Genomic DNA, 23,915 nt, shown 5'->3' with positions numbered 1-23,915 from the left:
AAAGAAAATTTTCCGGCATTTTTTAGCTAGTCAAATATTAAAACGGAACAGCTGACTGATACCATGCAGCAGGAAGGCTGCTCACCTAGATAATAATACCGAATTATATTTATAGATGAATCTCTTCCCCAAAAGAGGAATGAACGTGGTGTTTTTCATTTCTATAATATTTTGTTTTAGTAAAAAATCTACCAGCACTTTTTTGAGTGTTCAAGCACAAAAAAGAACACTCAGCAGATAAAATGAAAGCATCTAAAATCACAGATTAAAGGTAGCTCTGAGGGATTGAACAACAAAATGAAAGAACTTGAAACAGCAGCAGAGAGTTCCTGCATTTATTTCAAGCTCTTAGAGTTTATTCCGTTTTTGTCCTACCAACATGAATTTGAGGTAAAACTTTTTTATTAGTAATCCATTAATGTAACGATTTCATAGTTAGCAATTTTATCTCTACCATGTAGTTCTTTTAATTCAATCAGGAAGGCACAGCCGACAACGATTCCGCCTAAAGATTCAACTAAATCAGTTGTTGCTTTAATTGTTCCGCCAGTCGCTAGTAAATCATCACAAATCAGCACGCGCTGTCCTGGGGCAATCGCATCCTTATGAATGGTTAGTGTGTCTGTACCATATTCCAGATCGTAGGTTACTTCAATCGTTTCCCGAGGAAGTTTTCCTTTTTTTCTAACTGGAGCAAAGCCCACGCCTAATTCGTAGGCAACAGGACAGCCGACAATAAACCCACGGGCTTCCGGCCCTACAACCATATCAATTCTTTTTTCCTTTGCATAGTCAACGATTTGCTTTGTCGCTTCCCGATAAGCATCACCATTTGCCATCAGCGGAGATATGTCTCTGAAAACAATTCCTTTTTCCGGATAATCAGGTATGCTGGCAATATAATCTTTTAAATCCATGTTACTTTTCCTCCTCATTCAGCAGCCATTGAAGCAGCGTCTTACGATCACTGTATAGCAAGAATTCTTCCACCTTAATTTTTTTCAAGCGGTTTTGATAAACCTTGCTATCAGTCAATGGATGACTTTCAGGGTTATTTACGTTTCTCAAAACACCGTCTTCTATTGTAACAAATCCTAAATCAAAAAACACCTGAATCATAAAAATTAATAATTTTTCCTGAATATTTAAGTAGTTGGCGACTACTTGAAGCTTATAGCGAACATCAAGCGTTCCTTGCTTCTTAATTAGACTGTACAATCTAGAAAACTGTTCTCTAGTCCCAGTCCCGTTTAAGTAAGCTTCGTCACCAGACAATCCCATAATATATACACGGTTCACAGAGATTTGACGGATTAGCTGTTTAAGATCACCCATGTCATTAGGACAATCGACAATGACCAGCTGTTCAATCTTCATTGTCGCTGTCTCCACAGCAAACTGCTCAATAGATTCAAAAATAACTTTTGCTGCTACTTCTTTCTGAAGCAGCTTAACACTTTCTTTCTGGAAAAAGACATACAGAGTAGAAAGCTCTGGAATTTCTTGAAGTTGTTTTGATTTTCCGCGGAAATCAAACAGCTGAAGCTCATCAATCAGGTAGTCTTCTGCCATCAGCTGCGGTTTTTTATTCCCGTTCCATTCATTGATTGAGAGTTTTCCAGCAATCGTACAGCGGCTGTCAGAAAACTCTTTTGCTTCGTTGCCCATTTGAAAAGCAATCACATCTAACGGTGTATCACTATTGTTCGTAATCTGAAGCTTCAAATGATTTTTCTTTGCCCCGATTTGTCGTACCTGAACAGCCTCAACCTGTCGATAAAGAAAAGTAGGCATCGGATTATCTGTTCCAAAAGGCGCCAACAGCTTTAACTGATTAATAAACGGAATAGTCGTCTCTTCAATAGTCAGCGCTTCATCAATAATCAGTTCCTGCCCCTGCGAAAGATCCAGTCCTTTTTTATCAATATATTCGATTAAATGTGTACGAATACGATCAATATTTTCTACTAGTACAGTCATGCCAGCTGCCATATGATGACCGCCAAAATGAACAAAAAGCTCCCGTACCTCATTTAATGCCTCATACAAATTTAGTGTTGTCACACTGCGGCCAGAACCTTTTGCCCGTTCCCCAGCTTCATCAATTGTTAAAATAATCGTTGGCTTACCAGTCTCCTGCATAATACGTCCGGCAACAATCCCCAGCACACCTTCATGCCAGCCTTTTTTCGCTAAAAGATGAATCGGCATAGCTGGATCAATCATACTAAATGCTTCCTCAGTAATTGTATCCACAATCTTTTTACGTTCATTATTTGTTTCTTCAATGACAGCAGCAATGGACAACGCTTCTTCCTCATCAAAAGTTGTCAAAAGGGCTACACCCGGGGCTGCTTCTCCCAATCGTCCTAAAGCATTTAATCGGGGACCAATGGCAAAACCGACATTTTCTTCAGAAATTTCATCTTTCTTTAGTCCTGCTGACTGAATTAGTGCATCTAAACCAAGCCGATCACCAGTTTGAATCATCTTCAGCCCTAGCTGAACAAGCATACGGTTTTCTCCAGTTAATGAGACCAAATCCGCAATCGTTCCAATAGCAACTAAATCCAGAAATTCGGCTGGCACCTCATCAAGTAATGCAGTCGCAACTTTAAATGCTACACCCACTCCCGCTAAATCAGGGAAAGGATACATGCCTTCCGGATGTTTTGGATGGATAATAGCATAAGCAGCCGGCAGCTCCTCCGGCAATTCGTGGTGATCAGTCACAATCACATCTATTCCTTGTTCCTGAGCATAAGCCAAAGCTTCATGACCTGCTACTCCATTATCCACTGTGACAATTAACTGAATCCCTGCTTCAATTTTTTCTTTAAAAACCTCAAGGTTGGGACCATATCCGTGGACAAATCGATTAGGTAGAAAATATTCTACCTCGCCGCCAACCAGTTCAATCGCTTCCTTCATCACAGTTGTGCTGGTAATGCCATCCGCATCATAATCCCCGTAAACAAGAATTTGTTCCCCTGCTTCGATTGCCTGCTGAATACGTTCTACAGCTTTCGGCATATCGTGGATTAAAAAAGGATCGTGAAGGGCTTCAATTGAAGGCGTCAAAAAAGCTTCCAACTGTTCCGCACTTCGTATATTCCGCTGCCATAAAAGTTTTCCAACTAATGGACTGATAGACCGCTCTTCTAAAACTTTAGAAAACACTTCAGAAAAAGCCGGTTCTTCCGGATAACGCCATATGTACTTTGATTTTTTCACGTCGTCACTCCTAACCAAGTAATTATACCAAAATAGAAATGAAAACTAAAGTTTAGATGATTGAAAAAATTTCAGCTGGAATATGTAAAAAAACAGAATACAGTTCTTCTTATACACTGTATCCTGTCTTATCTTATTTAATTATTAATTTACAGAAATTTCTCCTTTACCAGAACGATAGGTTATCACTACTTTTCCCTCTAAGTTGTTTGGGTAAGCCACATCCACCAGTACAATATCACCCTCTGTTTCAGATTCTTTCCCCAGCTGGTTCATGACCATATCATCAACTACTTTGGTATCCAACGTCACTAAAAAGTCTTCATTTTCTCTAAGATAGCTGATATACTGCAATACCTCTTCTTTAGAAATACTGCCTGATTGGTAAGTAATTTCAGTTGTGCGTACACTATCTTTCACGCTGCTGTTTGTCCCAACAATTTTTTTCTCTCCCAGCACTTTATACACCGAAGGAATCTTATCTTTATTTACCTCAATCTCTTCTGCAGTACTTGAAGCACAACCAGTCAGCATAAAAATGCTCCCCAAAATAACAAGTTGAATTACCTTCTTCATCTGTTCTTCACTCCATTCTTGTTCATTTACTATAAAAGCCCTCTATAAAAGAAATTGCTGAATCTTGAAAGTTATACAGCAGCTGCTGTGCAGAAATCAATATCTTATGTTGCAAATGTTTTCAGCACATAGGATTGAACTATGACTAAATCCCTTTATTTGCTTGGTTTTATTCTGTCTCCTACATCAGTATAATAATGAATTGTTACCTCTCCAACCGTTTCTTTCAGATATAGAATATCCACATAGACTGTAGTTTTCTGCTCTTCAGATTCTTTAGTGAGGCGTTGTAAAATTCTATGATTATTTTCAGTTTCCTGCGGAAGCATAGTAAATTCCTCTTCCTTTTTTAAATAATTCATATACTCAATAATTTCAGCTTCTGATATTGTTCCTTCTTTATAAGTGACTATTGTATCTTTAATATCCTTTTGTCCAATCACTTTAAAAAATGAAGCAATTTTATGACCATTTACCTCAAATTCCTCTGTTGTACTGGATGAACAACCACCTAAAAAGAACAGTCCCGCTAACAGAACTGTAATGAGCATGTTTTTCATATATCCCTGAAGCCTCCCCAACAATTCCTTTACAATAACGATTATGGCATACCCTTCTTTAATTTAAAAGAGGAATTTATAAAAATAAATCTCTCTGCTGCCTCTTTTTTGAGACAGCAGAGAGATTCAGTTTATCTGGCTCTATAATATTTTGTATTGGCGGGTATTCTCCTTAAAGGGGGTTACTCCTCAAAACCATTCCAGGTCTTATTAAGAGGGGCATCACTTTCAGCAAAATCGCCCTTTTCTTCCAGAAGCTGCTGATATTTCTGCTGAAGTTCTGCCAGTTGGTTTTCATTGCTTCTTTGCGTCCGTTCAACGGCTTCTTGAATCAATTTGTCAGAGCCTTCTTTATAGGTTTCTTTCTCTGCAATAAGAGCCTTTATCTGCTTTTTCTGGTTCAATATTGTTGTAACAGAAGTAATTAGTCCGACTAGTACGCCAATTATTGCCGATCCTAAAATAATTAAAATTAACGGTCCGCTAATTTTAGCAATACCAAAATTGACTGGCACACTTTGATTATTTAAAACAGCAAATACAACAATAACCAGCACAAGTACCAGACCAACAATTACACGCCATTGATTTTTCATAGGCTTATCCCCCCGGACTATTTTTTATTAAAAATTGTTCCTGCCAATAAATCCCCTAAGTGAGGCATTACTGTATAAAATCTAGCTGCCGCTTCCATAATTCCGGGACGGTTTATTTCTCGCCGAGTTGTTCCCATTGTTCGTGCAACTTCTGTACCAAGCTTCTTAGGATCCAGCACAAACAGACCCATTGACTCCAGATATTCTCCTGATGGATCAGCTTTATCGAAAAATTCTGTCGCAATAGGACCAGGATTTACAGTTGTCACAGCAATACCTAACGGCTTTAATTCCAAACGTAATGCATTGGAGAAGCCCAATACAGCAAACTTTGTCGCTGAATAAATGGTACTCTTCGGTGTGGCCATTTTACCTGCCATGGAGGCAATATTAATGATATGACCACTGTTTGCTTCCGCCATCTGCAGCGCAATTTTTTGTGTAAAGACCATCATTCCCAGTACATTAACACGGAACATTTCATGAGCAATCGATAAATCTGTAGTTAGGAAGTCTTCAAAAATACCAAAGCCAGCATTATTGACTAATACATCAGGTCTGCCAACTTCTGATTGAATCCGCTCAATTACATGGTCAACATTTTCAGGATCAGATATGTCCAGTTGGAATGCAAAAGCTGGTTTCCCGCTCAGCTCTTCACAGGTTTCTTTCACCTTTCCAATGAGATTAATTCTTCGTGCACAGACAACTACTATAGCTCCTCTACGGGCGGCTCCATAACAAATTTGCTCACCTAAACCAGCAGATCCGCCTGTAACTACTACAATCTTATCGTTCAAATCCTGCCAAAATTTCATTTTTTGCCCCTCCTGCTTTTTCTTTAATTACCTTCTACAAATGGAATATCAATAACTTCCATGTCCTTAACTGCCTTCACAACAGGAAAAATTTCTTTTGCTTCATCTTCCAGCTGAATAATATCTTTGTTCAGATAGCGGGCACTGATATGGGTTAGTATCAGTTGCTTAACCTCCGCCATTTTGGCAGTTTCCGCCGCCTGATGACTCGTCGAATGATAATAAGAACGGGCCATTTGAGCTTCGTCCTTATTATAAGTGCTCTCATGCACGAGTACATCGGCTCCTCGAGCTAACGTGATGCTATTCTTGGTTTTCCTCGTATCACCCAAAATCGTCACAATTCTGCCGGCTTTCTTTTGCCCAACGAAGTCTTTGCCGTTAATTACCTGTCCATTTTCCAAAGTAACAGTTTCTCCCCGTTTTATCCGGCCATACATTGGTCCAGATGGGATACCCAGCTCCTTCAGTTTCTCAACCTGAAGTTCTCCTTCATGATCCGCTTCAGCAACTCGATAGCCATAGCTTAAAATACCATGATCCAACGGCAGATATTCCACCTTAAACTGTTTATCTTCAAAAGCTACACCACCATCAGATAATTCATGATAAACAATAGGATAAGAAACTCTTGTCTTTGACACACTAAAGGATGTTTCAATAAAGTTTTTAATTCCCTGAGGCCCATAAATATCCAGTTGCTCATTTCCCCCTTGAAAAGAACGGCTGCTTAATAGACCTGGTAATCCATAAATATGATCGCCATGAAGATGGGTAATGAATATCTTTTCAATTTTTCTGGGTCTGATATTACTTTTTAAAATTTGCAGTTGCGTGCCTTCTCCACAGTCAAATAGCCAGACGGCATTTCGCTCATCCAATAACTTTAATGCAATACTGCTTACATTGCGATGTTTGGCTGGTACTCCAGCTCCTGTACCTAAAAATTGTAATTCCATTGATTTCCTTACTTTCCATTAGATTTCTTCTTTATTTTAGAAGAAAGCTGCCTTATTAGCAAATAAAATTATTTTATGGGTAATACTACTGTAAAAGTTGTTCCCTTTGGCAAAGTATTTTCTACCGTTAATTTCCCATGATGAGCCTCTACAATCCATTTTCCAATAGCTAAGCCAATGCCATAACCACCAGTTTTACGATTACGTGACTGATCGCCTCTATAAAAGCGATCAAAAATTTCCTGCTTTTGTTCATCAGGAATACCTACGCCATGATCTATGACTTTGAAAATCCATTCATTTTTTTCAACTGTAGAAAAAATAACAATTTTTTCTTTCTCATGTGTATACTTTAATGCATTATCCAGCAAAATGATTAGCAATTGTTGTATTTTCTGACGATCAAACACAGCTTTTCCATCATTTTTCAATTCTAGCTGAACATCCTTATTTTCAGCTTCTCCAAGTTCAAGATATGGAGCAATAGCTTTTGAAAGAAACTCGTTAACAGCTATCGGCTCTTTATCAAGAACAACTGCATTGGAATCAGAACGGGCCAACAACAGGAGATCGCTAGTTAATTGACTAAGCCTCTGCACCTCTGTCAATGATGTCGCAATCGTTTCCGATTCTTCAAGGATCGTATGATTCGGCTTAGTAAAAAGCTTCTCCAGTTTTGCCTGAATAATTGTTAATGGCGTCCGCAGTTCATGGGAAGCATTTTCTACAAATTCCTGCTGTTTTTGCCATGAAACCATGATTGGTTTCATGGACCACTTCGACAGGAAGTAACTTAAAATTATAGACAACACACCAAAAATAACCATACATCCAATCAAAATTTGCTTAACGCGTTCTACCGTTCCTTTTATCGGATCAGTATTTGTCAAAATTTGAATATAGGCTACACTGCTGGATTGATCATCCATTACAGGAACCATAATCGAACGGAATTGAAGCTCGCGATTATTGCTGTCTGTCACCTGAACACTGGTCACTGTGTCTAAGTGTTCAGTAGAAAATGGGATATTCTGCAAATCAGTATATCTTGAGCCAAGACTCTCTTCATTTGCTATCTTTCCCTCTTCAGTCCAAAGAATGACCTGCTGCTGAAAGTTATTGGGCGGCGGCAGTTTATCTCCTTTGCCGCTGCCTGAAAATCCTTCAATCTGAGGGAGCTGTCCAAAACGATTGCTTTCTAACGCTTTAAGCTGATTTGATAAAAACTGTTCATGGCTGGCCAATCGAGTTAGTTCTGTATCAACACTTTGGTAAATAGAGGTCTGCAGTAGTTGAAATACAATAACACCTAGAATCAGGAAAATACTAGCGAAGGATAGCAAGTTAACAATAAAGTAGCGAATCCGTTGATTTCTATTTCTCTGTACCTTCATTTACTCTCTTCCTCTTCCGGCTGAAATAGGTAGCCGACATTCCGCAGTGTTTTAATCCATTTATCCACACCAAATGGCTTTAGATGCTTTCTCAGGTTACTCATATAAACCTCTACTACTGTCAAGGTCGTATCCGATTGAAAACCCCAAATACGGTCAAACAGCTGATCTTTTGTAATAATTCGCTCTTTGTTCTGCATTAAATAAAGAAGTAAGTCAAATTCCTTGCCCTGCAGCTGGATATCATGTTCCTTGTACCTTACTTGACGATTATCGATTTCCACGCAGAGATGGCTGACTGTCAGCTCATTCTTTGGATTCAAACCGAGTGATCTACGAATCAGCGCCTGAACCCGCATTAAAAGCTCTTCTCTATGGAATGGCTTTGTAAGATAATCATCTCCGCCGTTCTTAAACCCGTTGATTTTATCAGCCAGACCATCCTTCGCTGTTAATATCAACACAGGCGTGTAAATTTTCTTCTCTCTTAGCTTTGTTAACACTTGTTCACCTGGGAGACCTGGAAGCATCAAATCCAACACAATCAAATCATAGACTTCTCGTTCCCCTTCGTAAAGGGCTTCTTCTCCATCATATATCTGTTCTACCTCAGCAATTTCCGATAAAATATCAGAGATGCTGTCAGATAAAACTTCATCATCTTCAACCAAAAGTATTTTCAACATATCCTTTACCTTCATTCTTTCTAATGATTAGAAGGATGAGACAAAGCTCTATGCCAAATTGTCCCATCCTTAAAAATCAGTCTATTTTCTTATACCATTTTTCAGCCTGCAAGAAACTAAGAATCTGAAAATGATCGTTTACATTAAAATATATAAATCTTTCAAAAAGACCTAGATAGGCTTAACCTTGCAACTAGCAATTATTTTTTCTGAGCAAAGTTTTTTTATAGAATTAAGCTTATGCGTTTTTATTGTTCTGATTGTCTGTATCTTTATTGTCCACCCAAGCATCATTGGCTGTTTTCTGTACTTTCTTTTCTACAGCTTTGGCCTTTTCTATCTCTTGGCTTACATCTTCGTAATCCAAGCGCGTAATTTCGCCGCCAAGCTCATTCATAATTAGATGATTCAGCGGTCGATTATCTTCTTCTTCTGCAATGAGAATCAGTCCAGTCTGACCATCGGAGATTTTCTCTGTCATGTGTTCAAATACTGTCTGCGCTCCCTGAATTTCTCGCGCATCCTGTGTTGCGCCAATCAAGCTGCCAGCAAACCAGCCTAATAAAATACCTAAAGGTCCGCCTAATATACCAATGACCATGCCAATAAAACTATTTTTTGACGTGTGATCATTTCCTGTAAAATCAAGAAAATCATTAATTTTAAATTGGTGGGCACCTTCATTCGTATGTGTAACGACCGCCATTTGCTCGCCTTTAATCTCTCTAGCCGTATAAAGCTTTTTGATTTCTGAAAATGCCTGATATGCTTGACTTTCTATTTCAAAATTCATGATGATAACCCGCTTTGACATTTTGATCACCTCATTTTATTTTTAACCTTATTTTATCAGTAATCACTCTGTTTAAGCAATGAAAATCATTTTCTTTCTGTTACCAGCGTCCGCCTCCTAGACCACCACCCATTTGGTTTTCGGAAACGGCAGAACCATCCTGTGAAACAGATGTCATTTGACCGCTTAACGTCAGTGTTCCGATTTGTGTGCCGCCTTCATAAGTTCCATCCTGATAAAGCCCAAATTCAGAGGTTCCTGAACTTGTTCCACCAGAGTAAATTGTTAGTTCCTTACCAGAAGACAACTGAGGTGTACTTACAACTAGATGTGAAAATTCTTTGGTTGGCTGGAATGTTGCAAGCTGATTTCCTTCTGAATCCTGAAGATGAATAAGTGTATCTGCTGCTTGAGTTGTGTCAAAATAAATACTGACGGCCGCTTGTGAAGAGCTGTCGCTTGTTCCCAAAGCCATGCCTGAGCTTCCGCTAGCTAATAATGTCCCGCCTTCCATAGAAAACGTTCCTTCATAATCAAGGGCTCCGTTTCCGCCATTAACTGGACCGTTTACTAGTAATGTTCCGCCATTCATTCGAATATCACCATTACTATCCACCCCATCTCCTTCAGCTTCAACATAAATCGTTCCACCATTGATTTCAAGGTAGTAACTGCTGTCTCCTCCGCTGTTTGGATCGCCTCCGCCAAACTGATCACCGCCAAATGCTCCGGCGTCACCATCACTACCGCCAGCCGAGTTGATACCATCATCTGTCGCATGGACTTCAATTAGTCCGTCGTTGATCGTTAGAGTCGCTCCCTCCAAGCCCTCATAAGACTCTGCTACCTTAATCGTTCCGTTGTTGATCGTTAAATCCGTGTCTGCATGTATTCCGTCATCTCCGCTGGACAACTCAAAGCTGCCGTTATTAATTGTTACATCAGCGTTACTATGAATACTGTCATCAGCTGTTGTCAGCTTGTAGGTTCCTTCATCAATCACAATTATTCCAGAAGCTTTCAATCCCTTGTAGCTGGCAGTTTCATCAATTGTCTCTCCAGTGCCGGTCTGAATAGACATCGTGCTTGTCTTAATAGAAAGAGTCGTTTCTGCCTGAATACCGTCATTAGCGGCGTTAAGCTCAAAGTTTCCCCCGTCAATACCAACCCAGCCTTTTTCAGCTTCTGTGGCATTATCCGCTTGAATACCGTCACCCTCTGCTGTCTCTATAATAAACGTGCCGCCCGCAATTGAAACTGAGTCTTTTCCTTTTATGCCATTATTTTTGGCAGTTACCTGTATTGTTCCGTTTGTAATAACGAGATCATCCTTACTTTGGATGTCATTATTGTAGTTCCCTGAAACAGTCAGCGTACCTGAACCATTAATAGTTAAATCATCCTTACTGAAAAAAGCGGCATTCGGATCAGTTTCATCAGCTGTTCCATAAACATACTCAGATCCGTCAGTTAAACGATTTTGTGTACCTTCAGCAAGTGTTGTAATAACTTTTTCAGCCTGCTCTACATAGATTGCTGCAGAAGTATCATTAGTGATTGTTACACCATTTAATACTAATTTTACTGTTCCCTGATTGGCGGAAACTTTGATTTGACCAGTGTATTCGCCAGAAAGAATATACGTTCCGCCAGCGCTGATTGTGATAACCTGATTACTTTCAGAAGCCCCAGAGCCTGTAATTGTACTTTGTGTGCCTGTCATTTTAATCATCGTTGCATTTGCTTCACTGTAGCTTTCATCAAAATCTTCTTCACTGTATTTTCCATACTTTGTCTCACTAATTGTTGCATTAGTCATTTCAGTGATATCTGCGCTGTTTTGCGTGTTCTCTTGCTCGGTCTCTGACGAAATGGTATTGACTTGACTGATTGTCTGGCTTGTTTCTATTTCATTTTTCTGACAGCCAGCAAACAAGACCAGCAAGCCTGTCAGGACAGAGAGTTTTGTTGCTATTTTTTTCATAATTGTCACCTACAATTCATCTTTGTTTGTTGAAACTTTTCCAGAAGCGATTGTCAAATTGCCATTTCGAACTCTTAAAGCATCTAAAAGTGTTTTTTCTTCCTGCGCATCTTTTAGTGTCACATGATAACGTAATTCATAGAGACTGCCCATATTTGTTGTCTTCACTGAATCCAGATTAAAATTATGAGTAAACTGAGCAAACAGGTCATCAAAAAGTCCTGGATAATCAAGATCCTCAGGGATTGTAATTTTAATTTCCCGTTCTGCTACTTTATTTTTCTCACCAAAATGACTACCGTTTAGAAGAAACAGAACAACGGCAATAACTAATGAAAAGATAATGACGTAACTGATATAGCCCATACCTGTCGCTAAACCAATTCCCATTGACCAGAAAACACTAGTAATCTCTCTAGCCCCACCAGCAACTGAACGAAAACGAATCAGGCTAAAGGCTCCCATAATTGCTACTCCTGTACCTAAATTCCCATTCACCAGCATAATAACCAGCTGAACCAAAATTGGCAGAATTACCAAGGTAATAATAAAATTTTTAGAATAGCTGCTGCGGTACATATGAACCGCAGCCACTAAAAGTCCTAGGGCGACTGAGGTTCCCATACATAAAATCAAACTCAAAAGATCAAGCTCCACCGAGCTTTCGGCGAATAAACTAGACAACATAACTAAAGTCCTCCTTGATAAATAGATAACGCTGATAGGTTTGTGCGTATTTTGAGAAAGAAGCTGGATAAATCTTCAATTCTCCTAGTATTTCAGAAAACCAGATTGGGTATGCGCCTAACGCTTTAACTTCCATCAAAATATCAAGCTCCGGCGCCACCGGTTTTCCATAATCTCCTTTGGAAATATCCAGTTCTTCTGTCCGGTAACGAATATTAAAGTCAAAAGTAATGCGAAAATCTTCATCCTGCGGATTGTAATATGCCTGTCTGTCATAAGCAATCATCACTTTCGGCTTTAATGCTTTTCTTAAAACCAGCCAGTCAATTTCCTTTTTTATCTGCTGATCCTTTTGGCGTTCAAAACTGTGATTATCTTGACTTAGTTCAAAGAAACTTGTTGCTTGTTCATATGGAAGGTTCACCCGTCGTTTGTATACTACTCCCTTAACCTTTTTTTTGATTTCCATAAATACATCACTATCCTGCTGTGGTATACCATAGCTTCTCAAACGAAATTTTTCTTTATAAACCGGCTTATTAATAGAATGCCGAATCATTTCATAATCATTGGTGTCAAAATAAACAGATATAATAGTATGCAGTCCATATTCATCTTCATACATATGTTTTTCCAGCCTCTTCAACAGCTGCTCATATACCTCATAGGATAGCTTATATTTTTTCTCTCTCCGTTGAAAACAGTTCTTTAATTTCAACATAATCCCTCCCTTGCAAATTAAAGTATAGAATAACTAACATAAATTAAGCTTAAAAAAACACAACTGACAAACTGCTGCTAAATTTTACTTTCTATCATTAGATTATTGATGGAAAAATGTCATTTGGCTCTCGAGCAGTAAGGCGAGTCAGACACAGGATAAAGAGCATCTTGTATCTGACTCGCCTTGTTGTTAAAGATAACTTGTTCATAAAGCTAAACATTAGCCAGATGACACCCTCACTAGCCCTTTATCAATAAAAAAAGGGGCTGTGACATTAGTATGCCTCAGTCCCTTAAACCCGGATAAACGGTGTTTCAGAAGTAACTTCTTCGACAATAAGGCGGAAATTCGCAAAAATTTGTAGAACAATTTTCGGAATTTCCGCCTTATTGCTTGAAGCTGAACACTTCTGTCACAACCTCATTATTTTGCTAAATCTGCACAAAGATGTCATCATTAAAACTTACAGCGCCGTTCATAAGTGTTAGCAGCTATGAGAAAATTCTATAAACACTATTAATGAATAGCCATTAAATATTGACTACAAAGCGCCCGCTGTCTGAAATTAACTAGTTAATTATATTAGAAAAAAACTTTATTCAACAAACTCAAATTCAAAGCCGCCAATTCGGACAATGTCTCCATCCTTCGCGCCCCGTGCACGCAGCGCTTCATCAACACCCATTCCTCTTAATTGTCGAGCAAAACGCATCACTGTTTCATCGTGCTCGAAGTTCGTCATCTTAAACAGCTTCTCCAATGCTTCACCGGTTAATACCCAAGCTGCATCAGAATCACGCTCAATTGTGAACTGAGGACCCTCAGACTGGAAGCCGTAACGAACAGTTTCTTCTTCTACTTCTTCATTATATAGAGGGAACTCAGGAGTAACATCAAGTAAATCAGCTGTAGCATTCAATAGCGGCTCCAGCCCTTGCTTCGTAACTCCAGAGATTGGAAAAATAGGCAAGGCATCTGCATATTCGTCTGTCCGTTCCTTCTCAATCTTTTCTCTAAACTCTTTGAGGTTTTCTTCAGCTTCCGGCATATCCATCTTATTAGCAACAATAATTTGAGGCCGTTCCAGCAATCTCAGATTGTGAGAAGCCAATTCTTTATTGATAGCCAGATAGTCCTCATATGGATCTCTGCCTTCCATTCCGCTCATGTCAATTACATGAAGAATAACCCTTGTCCGTTCAATATGACGTAAAAATTGAGTACCCAGTCCCACGCCCTGAGAGGCACCCTCAATCAATCCAGGTAAGTCCGCTGCAGCAAAGCTGCGGCCATCTCCGGTTGTAACCATTCCAAGATTAGGCACTAGCGTTGTAAAATGATAAGCGCCAATTTTAGGTCTTGCTGCTGAAATAACAGAAAGCAATGTGGATTTTCCTACTGAAGGGAAGCCGACAAGTCCCACATCTGCTAAAACCTTCAATTCCAATTCAATTTTTCTTTCTTGACCCGGCTCGCCGTTTTCAGCTATTTCCGGTGCAGGATTTCTTGCAGAAGCAAATCGGGTATTTCCCCGACCGCCGCGACCGCCATGAGCAACAACCAGCTGCTGCCCATTCTCAACCAAATCACCAATTAGAGCACCAGTTTCTGCGTCGCGTACCGTTGTACCTGGTGGTACTTTTACCAGTAAATCTTCTGCTCCTCTGCCGTGCATCCCTTTGCTCATGCCATTTTCACCTAAAGGGGCTTTAAAATGACGGTTAAAACGGAAATCCATCAGTGTCCGCAGACCTTCTTCAACAACTAGAATTACATCCCCGCCATTTCCGCCATCCCCGCCAGCGGGTCCGCCGTCAGGCACATACTTTTCTCTTCTAAAAGCGACCATTCCGTCGCCGCCTTTACCAGCCTTGACATCGATCACTACTTGATCTAAAAACATGGACATTTTATCGTCCTCCTATTTTAGTAAATTATCTATATAAATCTGGTTAAAGTTTCTACTACACTTTACTTAAACTAGCAGTAAAAATAACAGCAACAGAACCATTTTCTTTAAACACGATTTACAACTAAACACTTGTCAATAAATTCTTAACGAATATAACCTTTAATAAGAAACACAGCTGTTTATACTAGCACGATTTTTTCGCCTCTGCAAGAATCAAATTATATTTTTCAATAATAACAGCTAGTGAATAAAGGACTATTCCAAAGGCTAGTGTTAGTATAGCACAAATAGCAGCGGATAAAAAACTACTTTTAACCTATGAATCATCTTCACAAAAACTCAACAGCTTTCTAGGTATTTTTCATAGAAGTAATTTTCCGTTTACTGTCGTAAAACAGCAGTCTTTTGTTTTTGCTACAGCGATGAATGGAATGACAAGTGTTTTGAAGCTCTATGAACTCATTAGACATTGTTCCGTTTTCTTTAGAAATTTCATCATGTGATTGTATATTACAGCAAAAATAGTTCAATTGTTTCTTGAAAAACTAGATTTTTCACTGTAATAAACGTCAGATTTTATTATTTATTCTACAATATCTAGCTTATATTTGCATGCAGAATTATATTTAAAAGAAGAATAATTTATATGAGAATCGCTTCGAATCTAAGCCTGAATTCAAAATATTTTTTTGATACTAAGCTTTTTCAGCTGAAATTAAAACTGTAGGTTCTGTCAGCCTAAGTACCATTTTAGCGATTTTAAGAGGTACATATTTCAACACTACTCTATGTTGAAGGATATATTTTTGTATTTTCCTTTGTTGAATTGAGTTTCACTGCTTTGACTATCCTACCAGCTAATTAATATTTTGCTTCAGTTAATTAAGTTGCTCTATCAAAACCAGATTGAATAGAGAACTCCCTACACGGATAGATTTCTCTGTTCTTTTGATTTTCCTCTAATTTTTAGTTTAAAGAACTGACTTTACCTTTTTATTTCGAGGTGTATCTTTTGACAAAAAATCCGTTCGGTTGCAAACTATGAAGTGTAAACATAAGTAGAAGAATCCATTCTGCTTAATTAATGAAGGGGGAATTAGCACTATGACAGTAAAAGTAGGTATTAATGGTTTTGGACGAATTGGTCGACTAGCTTTTCGACGTATAAAAGAAGTATCAGATGATATTGAAGTGGTAGCAATCAACGATTTAACCAGCCCAACAATGTTGGCGCAGTTATTACAATTCGACTCCACACATGGTACGTACCCAGGTACTGTTACCGCAACTGATAATGCCATTGTAGTGGATGGCGAAGAAACTCGTGTCTATGCAGAACCCGATGCTAGTAAAATTCCATGGGCAAAAGAAAACGGTGTAGACATCGTTTTGGAATGTACAGGTTTCTACACTTCAGAAGAAAAAGCACAAGCTCACTTAGACGCAGGTGTAAAACGAGTAGTTATTTCTGCTCCAGCAGGTGCCATGAAAACAATTGTATATAACGTGAATGATGATACATTAACCAGCGATGACAAAATCATTTCTGCAGGTTCTTGTACAACGAACTGTCTAGCTCCAATGGCCTACTTCCTAAATAATGAATTTGGGATTGAAGTTGGAACAATGACAACTGTTCACGCCTATACCTCAACACAAATGCTGCTGGATGGTCCAGTTAAAGGCGGTAATCTAAGAGCTGCACGTTCTGCTGCCGACAATACAATTCCACATTCAACAGGTGCTGCTAAAGCAATCGGCTTGGTAATTCCTGAACTAAACGGTAAATTACAAGGTCATGCACAACGTGTTCCTGTAGTTGATGGTTCTTTAACTGAGCTGGTTTCTATTCTTAAAAAGAAAGTAACAGCAGATGAAATCAACGAAGCGATTAAAAAACATACTGTTGATAATCCTTCTTTCGGTTATGATGACCGTGAAATCGTTTCTGGCGATGTGATTGGTACTACTGAAGGTTCTATTTTTGACCCAACACAAACAGAAGTAACAACTGCGGGAGACTTCCAGTTAGTTAAAACAGTCGCTTGGTATGACAACGAATATGGCTTTACTTGCCAAATGATTCGTTTGTTGGAAAAATTTGCCAACTTGTAATTTCTAAAGTAAAATACAAAACCGGACAGCTGCCTTCCTTTGAACGGCTGTCCGGTTTTTTTACTCAAAAAACATAAAACAAGAAGCATTTACCAATACTAAAAGAAGCAGTTTTAAGCTTTTTTATAATTGCTTCTTTATACTATAGACTACTCAACATCAGCAAGCTTTTGCTTATTTCGCTCACTCTTTTCAAGACGCAAATGAGTAAGATATAAATCACTATTTTTTGATACAATTCTAGAAAGTATGAATAGTCTAACTAGTACTGAGAGTATCTCAGCTTTACCAAAGGTAAGTAATTCCAGCACAGGAAAGACCAGTGTTAGAATAATTAACACCTTCGTCAAGTGATAGCCAATAATACTTCCTCTTATTAAAAAAATACCAGTTAATCCATTTACCACATTAAAGCTTAATACAATAACTAAATAAATCAGTAAGTCACTCACATACATAGCTATTTCAAAAACTTGAATCAACTGATAGAGCTGTATAACCGAACCAATACAAAGTAACCAACCTATCCACTTCCAACCTTTTGGAACACTCACAACAAATTTCCCCTTTTTATTAATATTTTAGAAATAAATGAACTATTCTCCTTTTTTCTCAGCAGCTTCTTTTTGCTGACATTCTTGACAAATACCATGAAATGTTAGACGGTGATCTTTTACAACAAAATGATACCGTTGCTCTACGATTTCTTCTACTTCACCTAAAAGATCCTCTTCAACCTCTTCTATGTTACCACATTCTAGACACAAAAGATGATGATGAAAGTGCTTAGCACCTTCTTTTCTAAGATCATAGCGAGCCAAACCATCATTAAAGCTGACCTTATCAATCACTTTAATATCCGTCAAAATTTCCAACGTCCGATAAACAGTTGCTAAGCCAATCTCCGGACTTTTTCTTTTAACTAAAAAATAGATTTCTTCAGCCGAAAGATGGTCCTTTTCATTCTCCAGCAATACAAGTAGTGTTGCTTCTCTTTGAGGCGTTAATTTGAATCCTGATTCATGTAATTGCTTCTTAATTTTTTTTAATGCTGCCATTGAGTTCATAAAGAAAACCCCTTATTTATAATAATTATAATCTGATAATCAAATTCTCACTTCCAAATTATAATAAGTATAAATTAACTCCAAAACAATTGCAAGTGATTCTCAATTAGAATCATTATTTTTTTAACACTTTCCCGGTATAAGTATTTTTCACGGTTTCACTGTAATCTAAACTACAATAAAATTGTGAAACCATCTTCCTGCTTTATCTTTTTGTCTTTCAACAGATGGCCGATTGCCCGTTTAAATTGACCTTTGCTAATGCCAAAGGCCTGCTTTATTTCTTCGGGAGCTGATTTATCTGTATACGGAATTCTTCCATCAGCAGAACGTTCAAGGAAGGTCAACAACATTGCTGCATCGTCATTAATTGCTTCGTGGGCTCTTGGCTTCAACGAAAGGTTTAATATACCGTCTGGCCTCACACCGATAACACGACCAGAAATCTTTTCACCTAAGCGGGGTTCCTGGTATCGTTCAGAAGGATGAATAAACCCAAGATGTAGTTCCTCAGTTAAAACATAAGTACCAGCCATTTTCAGACGAAACACTGTACCTGTAATATTCTTGTTTTTCATTGCTTCATCTGCCGGCTGTGCCATGGCCTGAAATTCTTTTTCATCCGCCAATTGTCCCCAAATACGGTTTTTATCATCGGTTTTCAATGATATCATCAGACGGTCCTCTTTTTTAGGCCAAAGCTCTTTCATAACAGGAAGCTCATCCATGGAAACCACAACGTCCTTATCTTTTAATCCGATATCTACAAAGACACCTAAATCTCTCCGTACACCTGTAACTACGCCGAAACCACACTTATCTAAACGAATACTTGGAATAACTGTTGTCATGGCAGGCTCCTGCTTTTGATTCACATATCCAAAGCCTTCTACAGCTTCTCCCAGCTGATGCTCTCCTTCTTCTTTTGATAAACGAAAAGTAACCCCGTTTTTTTGCAAAAAGTAGCTGCTGTCATTTTGATCAATAACTAGTGCTGTAAATATATTTCCTAATAATTCGTACATTGCCTTCTTCCTCTCTATGTGTTAAAAAATGAATCGCAGAATAGCGATAGTGATGATTCCGGTAATGACTGTCCGCATCAAATCTTTCGTTCGAACAGCAACCAGTAATGTAGGAATACAGCTGACTGCTTCCAGCAGCTTGAGTCCTGGAAATTCCCCTTCTCTATAAATTAAGATACTTTGGAATAAAAGTGCTGTTAATATGCAAATCGGAATATAGGATAGAAAATTTAATAGCCAATCAGGAAATGACAGCTTCTTTGTTAGAACAAAAGGAATAATCCGAGGCAGCCAGGTAACAATGGCACAGCCAACAATGGTGAGCAGTATATAACTATTCGTCATGAGAAACCGTCACCCCCACTCCACAGCCAATCAGAGTTGCAATAAGCACTGCAAGTTCTGATGAAAAAAATTTCATTGATATAAAGATAGAAATACAGACAGAAAAAATAACTAGCAGTGTCTGTTTTGTTTTCTTCTTGATTGCTGTATCTACCTGAAGTACAAAAAGCCCAGCGAACATTGCTACCAATGCAAAATCCAGCCCCAGCATATAAGGATCAGGAATCCAGTTCCCTAACAAGGCGCCGCCCACTGTGGAGAGAATCCAGGCAAGATATGCTGTAATATTTAAGCCGTGTGTCCAATTCGAACTGATTTTATGTTCATTTGAAATAGCTGTCATCAGTACGCCGTAGGATTCATCTGTTAAAAGGCTGCCAATACCAATATTTGTAATCAATGACTCTTTCTTGAAAAAGCTAGCTACTGACATGCTCATCAGAAAATGACGTAAATTAATCAAAAATGTTGTTAATATAATAGCTGAAACAGGTGCCTGAATTGCCAGCATCCCGCAAATAATAAATTGTGCACTGCCTGCATAAATCAGTATCGACATCATCGCCACATGAAAAACAGATAAGCCTACACTTTTACCAACAATTCCAGCTGCAATACCAATTCCTGCATACCCAAGTACAGTGGGCAGACAAGCCTGAACCCCTTCCCGAAATGTTTCGTACTTAACCTTCTCCATCCAAAGAATTCCTCCCTACTATAACTATATTTCATTTCTATCATCTATGCTATCTCATAAGCAGACGGAAAATAGACTGATTTCCCTTGGCTGATATATAATTAAGAACCCCAAGTGAGCTGCATAACAAGAGCTATAATAGAACAAGAGTCTGGAATACTGCATTCCAAACTCTTTGTTTGATAAATAAATACAATCATTCTTCACTGGCAGAATTTGGGACATAAGTAAATACCTGAACTCTTATTTCTCAGAGCTAAACACTTTTGTCTCGACCTCTTAATTTATCCTATTCTTTAATTAATCAGCCGTATCTGTATCAATTAACGTCCCGCATTTCTTGAAGCATTTCCTTTGAACCAGCCAGTCTGAGCGTTGATAGTTACAAGGTACGTACCATCGGTTTTATATAAATTGTAATATCCTTGACCATTAACAATTTGAGCTGGCTGCAGGTAATAGCCATCTGCTGTCATATAGCCTCGAGCAATACAGGTAGCAATTACTTTTTCCTGAATACCAGGTGCCCATATCCAGGCAGGGTTACTGCTATCAGCAACATCTGTTGGGTTTTCAGGGTAAACAGGGGCTGTGTAAACTCCATTGCTGTCTGGTGCAGAGAAGCCGTTAGCGTCTACTGCGCCAGCAGTAGCAGTTCCAGTGCTTCCAGCAGCTCCCGCAGAGCCATCTGCTGCCGCTTGATTATTCGCAGAACCTTCTACAGCAGCAGATTCCTGCGCTTGATTTTGTTCTGCAGTAATCGCCGCTAGCTGGGTATCTAACGCTGCCTTAGCCTTCTTCAAAGTAGCTGTTAATGGTTCTTTTAAAGTTGAATTTTTGATTTTATTCACTTCTGTTTCGGCTGTTGCATAGGTCTGCTGCGACAGCGCTTCTGTTGCTTTATCCTCTTTATAGATATTCGCAACAGCGGCTTTAGCCGTTTGCAGCTGATCGTACTGCCCTTTAGCATTATCAATTGCTTGATTTATCAGCTTTGAAAAACCGTCGTCGCCTGTTTCTTTTGATAATGAAACAGCTTTGTCAGCAACAATTGGCTGTTCTTTAAAGGTATCCCCAGCAATAACAGATGAAGTGTAAAGCTCATTGACTTTGTTAATTACGGTCTGCTTTTCCTTCACTTTATCCAACGATTCCGAAAGCGTCTGATACTCTTTTTCATCCTTGAGTTTTTCCAAATCTGCTTCTACAGAATCTGTACTCACATTGACCATTTCTGATTTAAGAAAAACTTGTTCATCATTAAGAAAATAACTATTAATTGAAGCTTTTGTCTTCTTCAACAGCTCTTTTTGTGCATTCGTGACAGCTGCTTCTTTTTCTTTTGCCTGATTTTGGCTGTGTACATAGTACCAGCCTCCACCCCCTAAAGCTAAAGCAGCCACTGCTGCTAAAATCAGCGGTGTTTTTTTTCTTTTTTTATTTCTTTCTGATGTTGACTGCTTAGGCGGCTGATTTGAATTGGTTTTTGGCCGTTCAGCCTGATCCAGATTGGCAAACTGAGAAGTTTTCTTCCTTGGGCCCAATTCAGACGGCAAAACATCCTTCTCTTTGAAAAAGATTGGTGCTGCATCCATTTCAATTTCTTCCGGTTTCTTACTCTTTGAATCAATGACCAGTGGTTCTTCCTTTGCCTCTGTTCCATCTGTATCATTTCCAACCGGCGGGACTGAATGAGTTTCTTCCAGCTGCTCGTTTGATTCCTCTGTTTCAGGAATAACGGGGGCTTCAGTTTTTTCCTGTTCCACTGTGTCTTCTTTTTGAATCGTTTGATTTGTGTCCACTTCAGATTCTTCTTCTATCTCTAAAGGTTCATTCACTGGATTAGATTCAGGAGACTTTGTTTTCGCGGTTTCCTTTTTATGTGCTTCAATATACTCTTTTAACGTTGCTTCACTATCATTTTCTTGTTCGGCATCCGCTTCATCTTGTTCCATTTCAGCAACTGGCTCTCCTACTATGGTTTCGTCAGGTGTATCCATTTCGGCAGCTTCGGATTCCTGAACCTGTTGTTCCTCTTGCTCAGCTACAGTCTCAGGTGCCTCTGCACTTTCAGACGGAGAAATTATTTCATCAGAATTAGTTGATGTACTTTCTGTCTCTTCTTCTTCAGTTAAAGGTTCTACTGATTCATTTTCTTCTTCCGCTGTCTTTTGCTGTTCATTAAACATATCCATCACATGTCCAATACTTAAATCCTTCAAGTCGGCCCATTCAATCGATTCATTTTCTTCATTACCGGAAAAATGAGAGGAAGATCCATCGGACTGCTCCTGTTTATTATCTTCAGAGGAATTGTTTTCATCCGCTTTATTCTTTTCATCATCTGAAAACACAAAACCGCATGCTGAACATATTTTTTCATTATCATCTCGTTCATTTCCACAATTAGGGCAATGCTTCGTCATTTTTTCGCCTCACATTCTACTCTACCAAGTAAATCTAATCTATCACAAAACTACTTTTGTTCCAATATGTACTAGGTAACTTTTATGTTACGATTCCGTAAAGAAATTTAAAAACAGCTCTCTTCGACTTGTTCGAAAAGAGCTGTTACATAGGAATGACCCTCCTAATAAAGGTTCAGGTCCAAACTTCTTTCAAAAATCGACTATTCCAGAAAATCCTTCAATTGTTTTGAACGTGACGGGTGTCTCAGCTTCCGTAAAGCTTTCGCTTCAATCTGACGGATACGCTCTCTTGTAACACCAAAAACTTTCCCAACCTCTTCCAGTGTCCGCGTACGTCCATCATCAAGGCCAAAACGCAGTCTTAAAACGTTCTCTTCCCTGTCAGTCAATGTATCCAGAACATCTTCCAGTTGCTCTTTAAGCAGCTCATAAGCAGCATGTTCTGCCGGACTTGTTGCATCCTGATCTTCAATGAAATCACCAAGATGAGAATCATCTTCTTCACCAATCGGTGTTTCCAGTGATACAGGCTCTTGAGCAATCTTCAGAATTTCCCGTACCTTTTCTGTAGGCAAGTCCATTTCAGCACCAATTTCTTCGGGCGTTGGTTCTCTGCCTAAATCTTGTAAGAGCTGGCGCTGAATACGAATTAATTTATTAATCGTTTCAACCATATGCACTGGGATACGAATTGTTCTAGCTTGATCGGCAATTGCTCTAGTAATCGCCTGACGAATCCACCAGGTTGCATAAGTTGAGAATTTAAATCCTTTGCGGTAATCAAATTTCTCTACGGCCTTCATCAGACCCATATTTCCTTCTTGAATTAAATCTAAAAACTGCATACCGCGGCCAACATACCGTTTTGCAATTGAAACAACCAGACGCAGGTTTGCTTCAGCCAGACGCTGTTTAGCTTCCTGATCGCCCTCTTCAATCTTCAACGCTAAGTCCACTTCTTCTTCCGCTGTCAAAAGCTGAACTCGACCAATTTCTTTCAAATACATACGTACTGGATCATTAATCTTAACACCAGTTGGGGCAGATAAATCTTCCATTTGAGCTTTAGTCGCTACTTTTTCATCTTTTTTCAGGCTGTGCTCACTTGGATCACCATTTTCATCGACAACACTGATTCCAGCGTCCTCAATTTTTTGAATCAGTTTTTCCATTTCGTCAGCATTTAGTGTAAAAGGTGTTGCCAGTTTATTTGCCAAATCATCATAGACAACTGTACCTTTCGGCTTATTCTCTTTGATAAAGCCTGCAACAGCCTCAGCATATTTCTTTTCTGTTTCTTTTTCCATGAAAGAA

Annotated in this window: 22 protein-coding genes; 1 reads left to right on the top strand and 21 read right to left on the bottom strand. The window is 38.9% G+C overall.

Going from position 1 to position 23,915, the window contains the following annotated elements; all coding sequences use genetic code 11:
• Positions 1 to 404 precede the first annotated feature (404 nt).
• The 14 genes from ACYSNQ_RS03520 to obgE all read right to left on the bottom strand — a co-directional run bounded on the left by ACYSNQ_RS03520 (position 405) and on the right by obgE (position 14,920).
• Complete coding sequence (locus tag ACYSNQ_RS03520; RefSeq protein WP_426081420.1) at positions 405 to 917, bottom strand: adenine phosphoribosyltransferase; 513 nt, start codon at positions 915 to 917, stop codon at positions 405 to 407.
• A 1-nt stretch (position 918) separates the two neighbouring features.
• Positions 919 to 3,234: a single-stranded-DNA-specific exonuclease RecJ gene (gene recJ, locus ACYSNQ_RS03515; protein WP_426081419.1), complete on the bottom strand. Its 2,316-nt coding sequence runs from the start codon at positions 3,232 to 3,234 to the stop codon at positions 919 to 921.
• Between the two features lie 144 nt (positions 3,235 to 3,378).
• Positions 3,379 to 3,810, bottom strand: coding sequence for a hypothetical protein (locus ACYSNQ_RS03510; protein ID WP_426081417.1), 432 nt, complete (start codon positions 3,808 to 3,810; stop codon positions 3,379 to 3,381).
• A 155-nt stretch (positions 3,811 to 3,965) separates the two neighbouring features.
• A complete protein-coding gene (locus tag ACYSNQ_RS03505; RefSeq protein WP_426081416.1) occupies positions 3,966 to 4,370 on the bottom strand; it encodes a hypothetical protein in 405 nt (134 codons plus the stop codon).
• A gap of 182 nt (positions 4,371 to 4,552) precedes the next feature.
• Positions 4,553 to 4,966, bottom strand: coding sequence for a LapA family protein (locus ACYSNQ_RS03500; RefSeq protein WP_426081415.1), 414 nt, complete (start codon positions 4,964 to 4,966; stop codon positions 4,553 to 4,555).
• A gap of 17 nt (positions 4,967 to 4,983) precedes the next feature.
• The gene (locus ACYSNQ_RS03495; protein ID WP_426081414.1) at positions 4,984 to 5,784 is read right to left on the bottom strand and encodes an SDR family NAD(P)-dependent oxidoreductase; all 801 of its coding nucleotides are present in this window, start codon (positions 5,782 to 5,784) and stop codon (positions 4,984 to 4,986) included.
• Positions 5,785 to 5,807: 23 nt separating this feature from the next.
• Positions 5,808 to 6,743 carry a ribonuclease Z gene (gene rnz, locus ACYSNQ_RS03490; RefSeq protein WP_426081413.1) on the bottom strand — a complete coding sequence of 312 codons (936 nt, stop codon included), beginning with the start codon at positions 6,741 to 6,743 and terminating at the stop codon, positions 5,808 to 5,810.
• Positions 6,744 to 6,811: 68 nt separating this feature from the next.
• Complete coding sequence (locus ACYSNQ_RS03485) at positions 6,812 to 8,137, bottom strand: sensor histidine kinase (RefSeq protein ID WP_426081412.1); 1,326 nt, start codon at positions 8,135 to 8,137, stop codon at positions 6,812 to 6,814.
• Positions 8,134 to 8,823 (bottom strand): response regulator transcription factor, encoded by a 690-nt coding sequence (locus ACYSNQ_RS03480; protein ID WP_426081411.1) that lies wholly within the window; start codon positions 8,821 to 8,823, stop codon positions 8,134 to 8,136. Before ACYSNQ_RS03480 ends, ACYSNQ_RS03485 begins: the two co-directional genes overlap by 4 nt.
• A 238-nt stretch (positions 8,824 to 9,061) precedes the next feature.
• Complete coding sequence (locus tag ACYSNQ_RS03475) at positions 9,062 to 9,637, bottom strand: DUF1269 domain-containing protein (RefSeq protein WP_426081410.1); 576 nt, start codon at positions 9,635 to 9,637, stop codon at positions 9,062 to 9,064.
• A 79-nt stretch (positions 9,638 to 9,716) separates the two neighbouring features.
• Positions 9,717 to 11,600: a carbohydrate-binding domain-containing protein gene (locus ACYSNQ_RS03470; protein ID WP_426081409.1), complete on the bottom strand. Its 1,884-nt coding sequence runs from the start codon at positions 11,598 to 11,600 to the stop codon at positions 9,717 to 9,719.
• 9 nt (positions 11,601 to 11,609) lie between these two features.
• Positions 11,610 to 12,287 (bottom strand): DUF4956 domain-containing protein, encoded by a 678-nt coding sequence (locus ACYSNQ_RS03465; RefSeq protein WP_426081408.1) that lies wholly within the window; start codon positions 12,285 to 12,287, stop codon positions 11,610 to 11,612.
• The gene (locus ACYSNQ_RS03460; RefSeq protein WP_426081407.1) at positions 12,277 to 13,008 is read right to left on the bottom strand and encodes a VTC domain-containing protein; all 732 of its coding nucleotides are present in this window, start codon (positions 13,006 to 13,008) and stop codon (positions 12,277 to 12,279) included. Before ACYSNQ_RS03460 ends, ACYSNQ_RS03465 begins: the two co-directional genes overlap by 11 nt.
• Positions 13,009 to 13,606: 598 nt before the next feature.
• Positions 13,607 to 14,920, bottom strand: coding sequence for a GTPase ObgE (gene obgE, locus ACYSNQ_RS03455; RefSeq protein WP_426081406.1), 1,314 nt, complete (start codon positions 14,918 to 14,920; stop codon positions 13,607 to 13,609).
• Positions 14,921 to 16,027: 1,107 nt separating this feature from the next.
• Between obgE and gap the strand changes: the two genes are divergently transcribed.
• Positions 16,028 to 17,038: a type I glyceraldehyde-3-phosphate dehydrogenase gene (gene gap, locus ACYSNQ_RS03450; RefSeq protein WP_426081405.1), complete on the top strand. Its 1,011-nt coding sequence runs from the start codon at positions 16,028 to 16,030 to the stop codon at positions 17,036 to 17,038.
• Between the two features lie 149 nt (positions 17,039 to 17,187).
• Here gap and ACYSNQ_RS03445 read toward each other — a convergent pair whose 3' ends face one another.
• The 7 genes from ACYSNQ_RS03445 to rpoD form a co-directional block, all read right to left on the bottom strand.
• Positions 17,188 to 17,592, bottom strand: coding sequence for a hypothetical protein (locus ACYSNQ_RS03445; RefSeq protein ID WP_426081404.1), 405 nt, complete (start codon positions 17,590 to 17,592; stop codon positions 17,188 to 17,190).
• A gap of 42 nt (positions 17,593 to 17,634) precedes the next feature.
• Positions 17,635 to 18,105 carry a ferric iron uptake transcriptional regulator gene (gene fur / locus ACYSNQ_RS03440; protein ID WP_426081403.1) on the bottom strand — a complete coding sequence of 157 codons (471 nt, stop codon included), beginning with the start codon at positions 18,103 to 18,105 and terminating at the stop codon, positions 17,635 to 17,637.
• Positions 18,106 to 18,278: 173 nt separating this feature from the next.
• Entirely contained in the window at positions 18,279 to 19,130 is an 852-nt protein-coding gene (locus ACYSNQ_RS03435) for a CvfB family protein (RefSeq protein ID WP_426081402.1), read from the bottom strand.
• A gap of 21 nt (positions 19,131 to 19,151) precedes the next feature.
• Positions 19,152 to 19,475 (bottom strand): AzlD domain-containing protein, encoded by a 324-nt coding sequence (locus ACYSNQ_RS03430; protein WP_426081401.1) that lies wholly within the window; start codon positions 19,473 to 19,475, stop codon positions 19,152 to 19,154.
• Positions 19,465 to 20,172, bottom strand: a complete 708-nt coding sequence (locus ACYSNQ_RS03425) for an AzlC family ABC transporter permease (protein ID WP_426081400.1) — start codon at positions 20,170 to 20,172, stop codon at positions 19,465 to 19,467. The genes ACYSNQ_RS03430 and ACYSNQ_RS03425 overlap by 11 nt, the downstream gene beginning before the upstream one ends.
• Positions 20,173 to 20,495: 323 nt before the next feature.
• Entirely contained in the window at positions 20,496 to 22,598 is a 2,103-nt protein-coding gene (locus tag ACYSNQ_RS03420) for a cell division site-positioning protein MapZ family protein (RefSeq protein WP_426081399.1), read from the bottom strand.
• 203 nt (positions 22,599 to 22,801) lie between these two features.
• Positions 22,802 to 23,908 carry an RNA polymerase sigma factor RpoD gene (gene rpoD / locus ACYSNQ_RS03415; RefSeq protein WP_426081398.1) on the bottom strand — a complete coding sequence of 369 codons (1,107 nt, stop codon included), beginning with the start codon at positions 23,906 to 23,908 and terminating at the stop codon, positions 22,802 to 22,804.
• Positions 23,909 to 23,915: the final 7 nt, after the last annotated feature.

The organism is Enterococcus sp. LJL51 (assembly GCF_054871795.1).
Note: the sequence above shows the minus strand (reverse complement) of the source record. Positions and strands in the feature narration are given on the sequence as shown.

Coding starts and splice junctions, on each gene's coding strand:
- ACYSNQ_RS03495 (WP_426081414.1), bottom strand. CDS start 5,784: ATGAAATTTTGGCAGGATTTGAACGATAAGATTGTAGTAGTTACAGGC.
- rnz (WP_426081413.1), bottom strand. CDS start 6,743: ATGGAATTACAATTTTTAGGTACAGGAGCTGGAGTACCAGCCAAACAT.
- ACYSNQ_RS03420 (WP_426081399.1), bottom strand. CDS start 22,598: ATGACGAAGCATTGCCCTAATTGTGGAAATGAACGAGATGATAATGAA.
- ACYSNQ_RS03500 (WP_426081415.1), bottom strand. CDS start 4,966: ATGAAAAATCAATGGCGTGTAATTGTTGGTCTGGTACTTGTGCTGGTT.
- ACYSNQ_RS03460 (WP_426081407.1), bottom strand. CDS start 13,008: ATGTTGAAATTAAAGAACTGTTTTCAACGGAGAGAGAAAAAATATAAG.
- ACYSNQ_RS03480 (WP_426081411.1), bottom strand. CDS start 8,823: ATGTTGAAAATACTTTTGGTTGAAGATGATGAAGTTTTATCTGACAGC.
- ACYSNQ_RS03485 (WP_426081412.1), bottom strand. CDS start 8,137: ATGAAGGTACAGAGAAATAGAAATCAACGGATTCGCTACTTTATTGTT.
- ACYSNQ_RS03435 (WP_426081402.1), bottom strand. CDS start 19,130: ATGTACGAATTATTAGGAAATATATTTACAGCACTAGTTATTGATCAA.
- obgE (WP_426081406.1), bottom strand. CDS start 14,920: ATGTCCATGTTTTTAGATCAAGTAGTGATCGATGTCAAGGCTGGTAAA.
- fur (WP_426081403.1), bottom strand. CDS start 18,105: ATGAACTCAATGGCAGCATTAAAAAAAATTAAGAAGCAATTACATGAA.
- ACYSNQ_RS03505 (WP_426081416.1), bottom strand. CDS start 4,370: ATGAAAAACATGCTCATTACAGTTCTGTTAGCGGGACTGTTCTTTTTA.
- ACYSNQ_RS03465 (WP_426081408.1), bottom strand. CDS start 12,287: ATGTTGTCTAGTTTATTCGCCGAAAGCTCGGTGGAGCTTGATCTTTTG.
- ACYSNQ_RS03470 (WP_426081409.1), bottom strand. CDS start 11,600: ATGAAAAAAATAGCAACAAAACTCTCTGTCCTGACAGGCTTGCTGGTC.
- ACYSNQ_RS03430 (WP_426081401.1), bottom strand. CDS start 19,475: ATGACGAATAGTTATATACTGCTCACCATTGTTGGCTGTGCCATTGTT.
- ACYSNQ_RS03475 (WP_426081410.1), bottom strand. CDS start 9,637: ATGTCAAAGCGGGTTATCATCATGAATTTTGAAATAGAAAGTCAAGCA.
- ACYSNQ_RS03520 (WP_426081420.1), bottom strand. CDS start 917: ATGGATTTAAAAGATTATATTGCCAGCATACCTGATTATCCGGAAAAA.
- gap (WP_426081405.1), top strand. CDS start 16,028: ATGACAGTAAAAGTAGGTATTAATGGTTTTGGACGAATTGGTCGACTA.
- rpoD (WP_426081398.1), bottom strand. CDS start 23,908: ATGGAAAAAGAAACAGAAAAGAAATATGCTGAGGCTGTTGCAGGCTTT.
- ACYSNQ_RS03510 (WP_426081417.1), bottom strand. CDS start 3,810: ATGAAGAAGGTAATTCAACTTGTTATTTTGGGGAGCATTTTTATGCTG.
- ACYSNQ_RS03425 (WP_426081400.1), bottom strand. CDS start 20,172: ATGGAGAAGGTTAAGTACGAAACATTTCGGGAAGGGGTTCAGGCTTGT.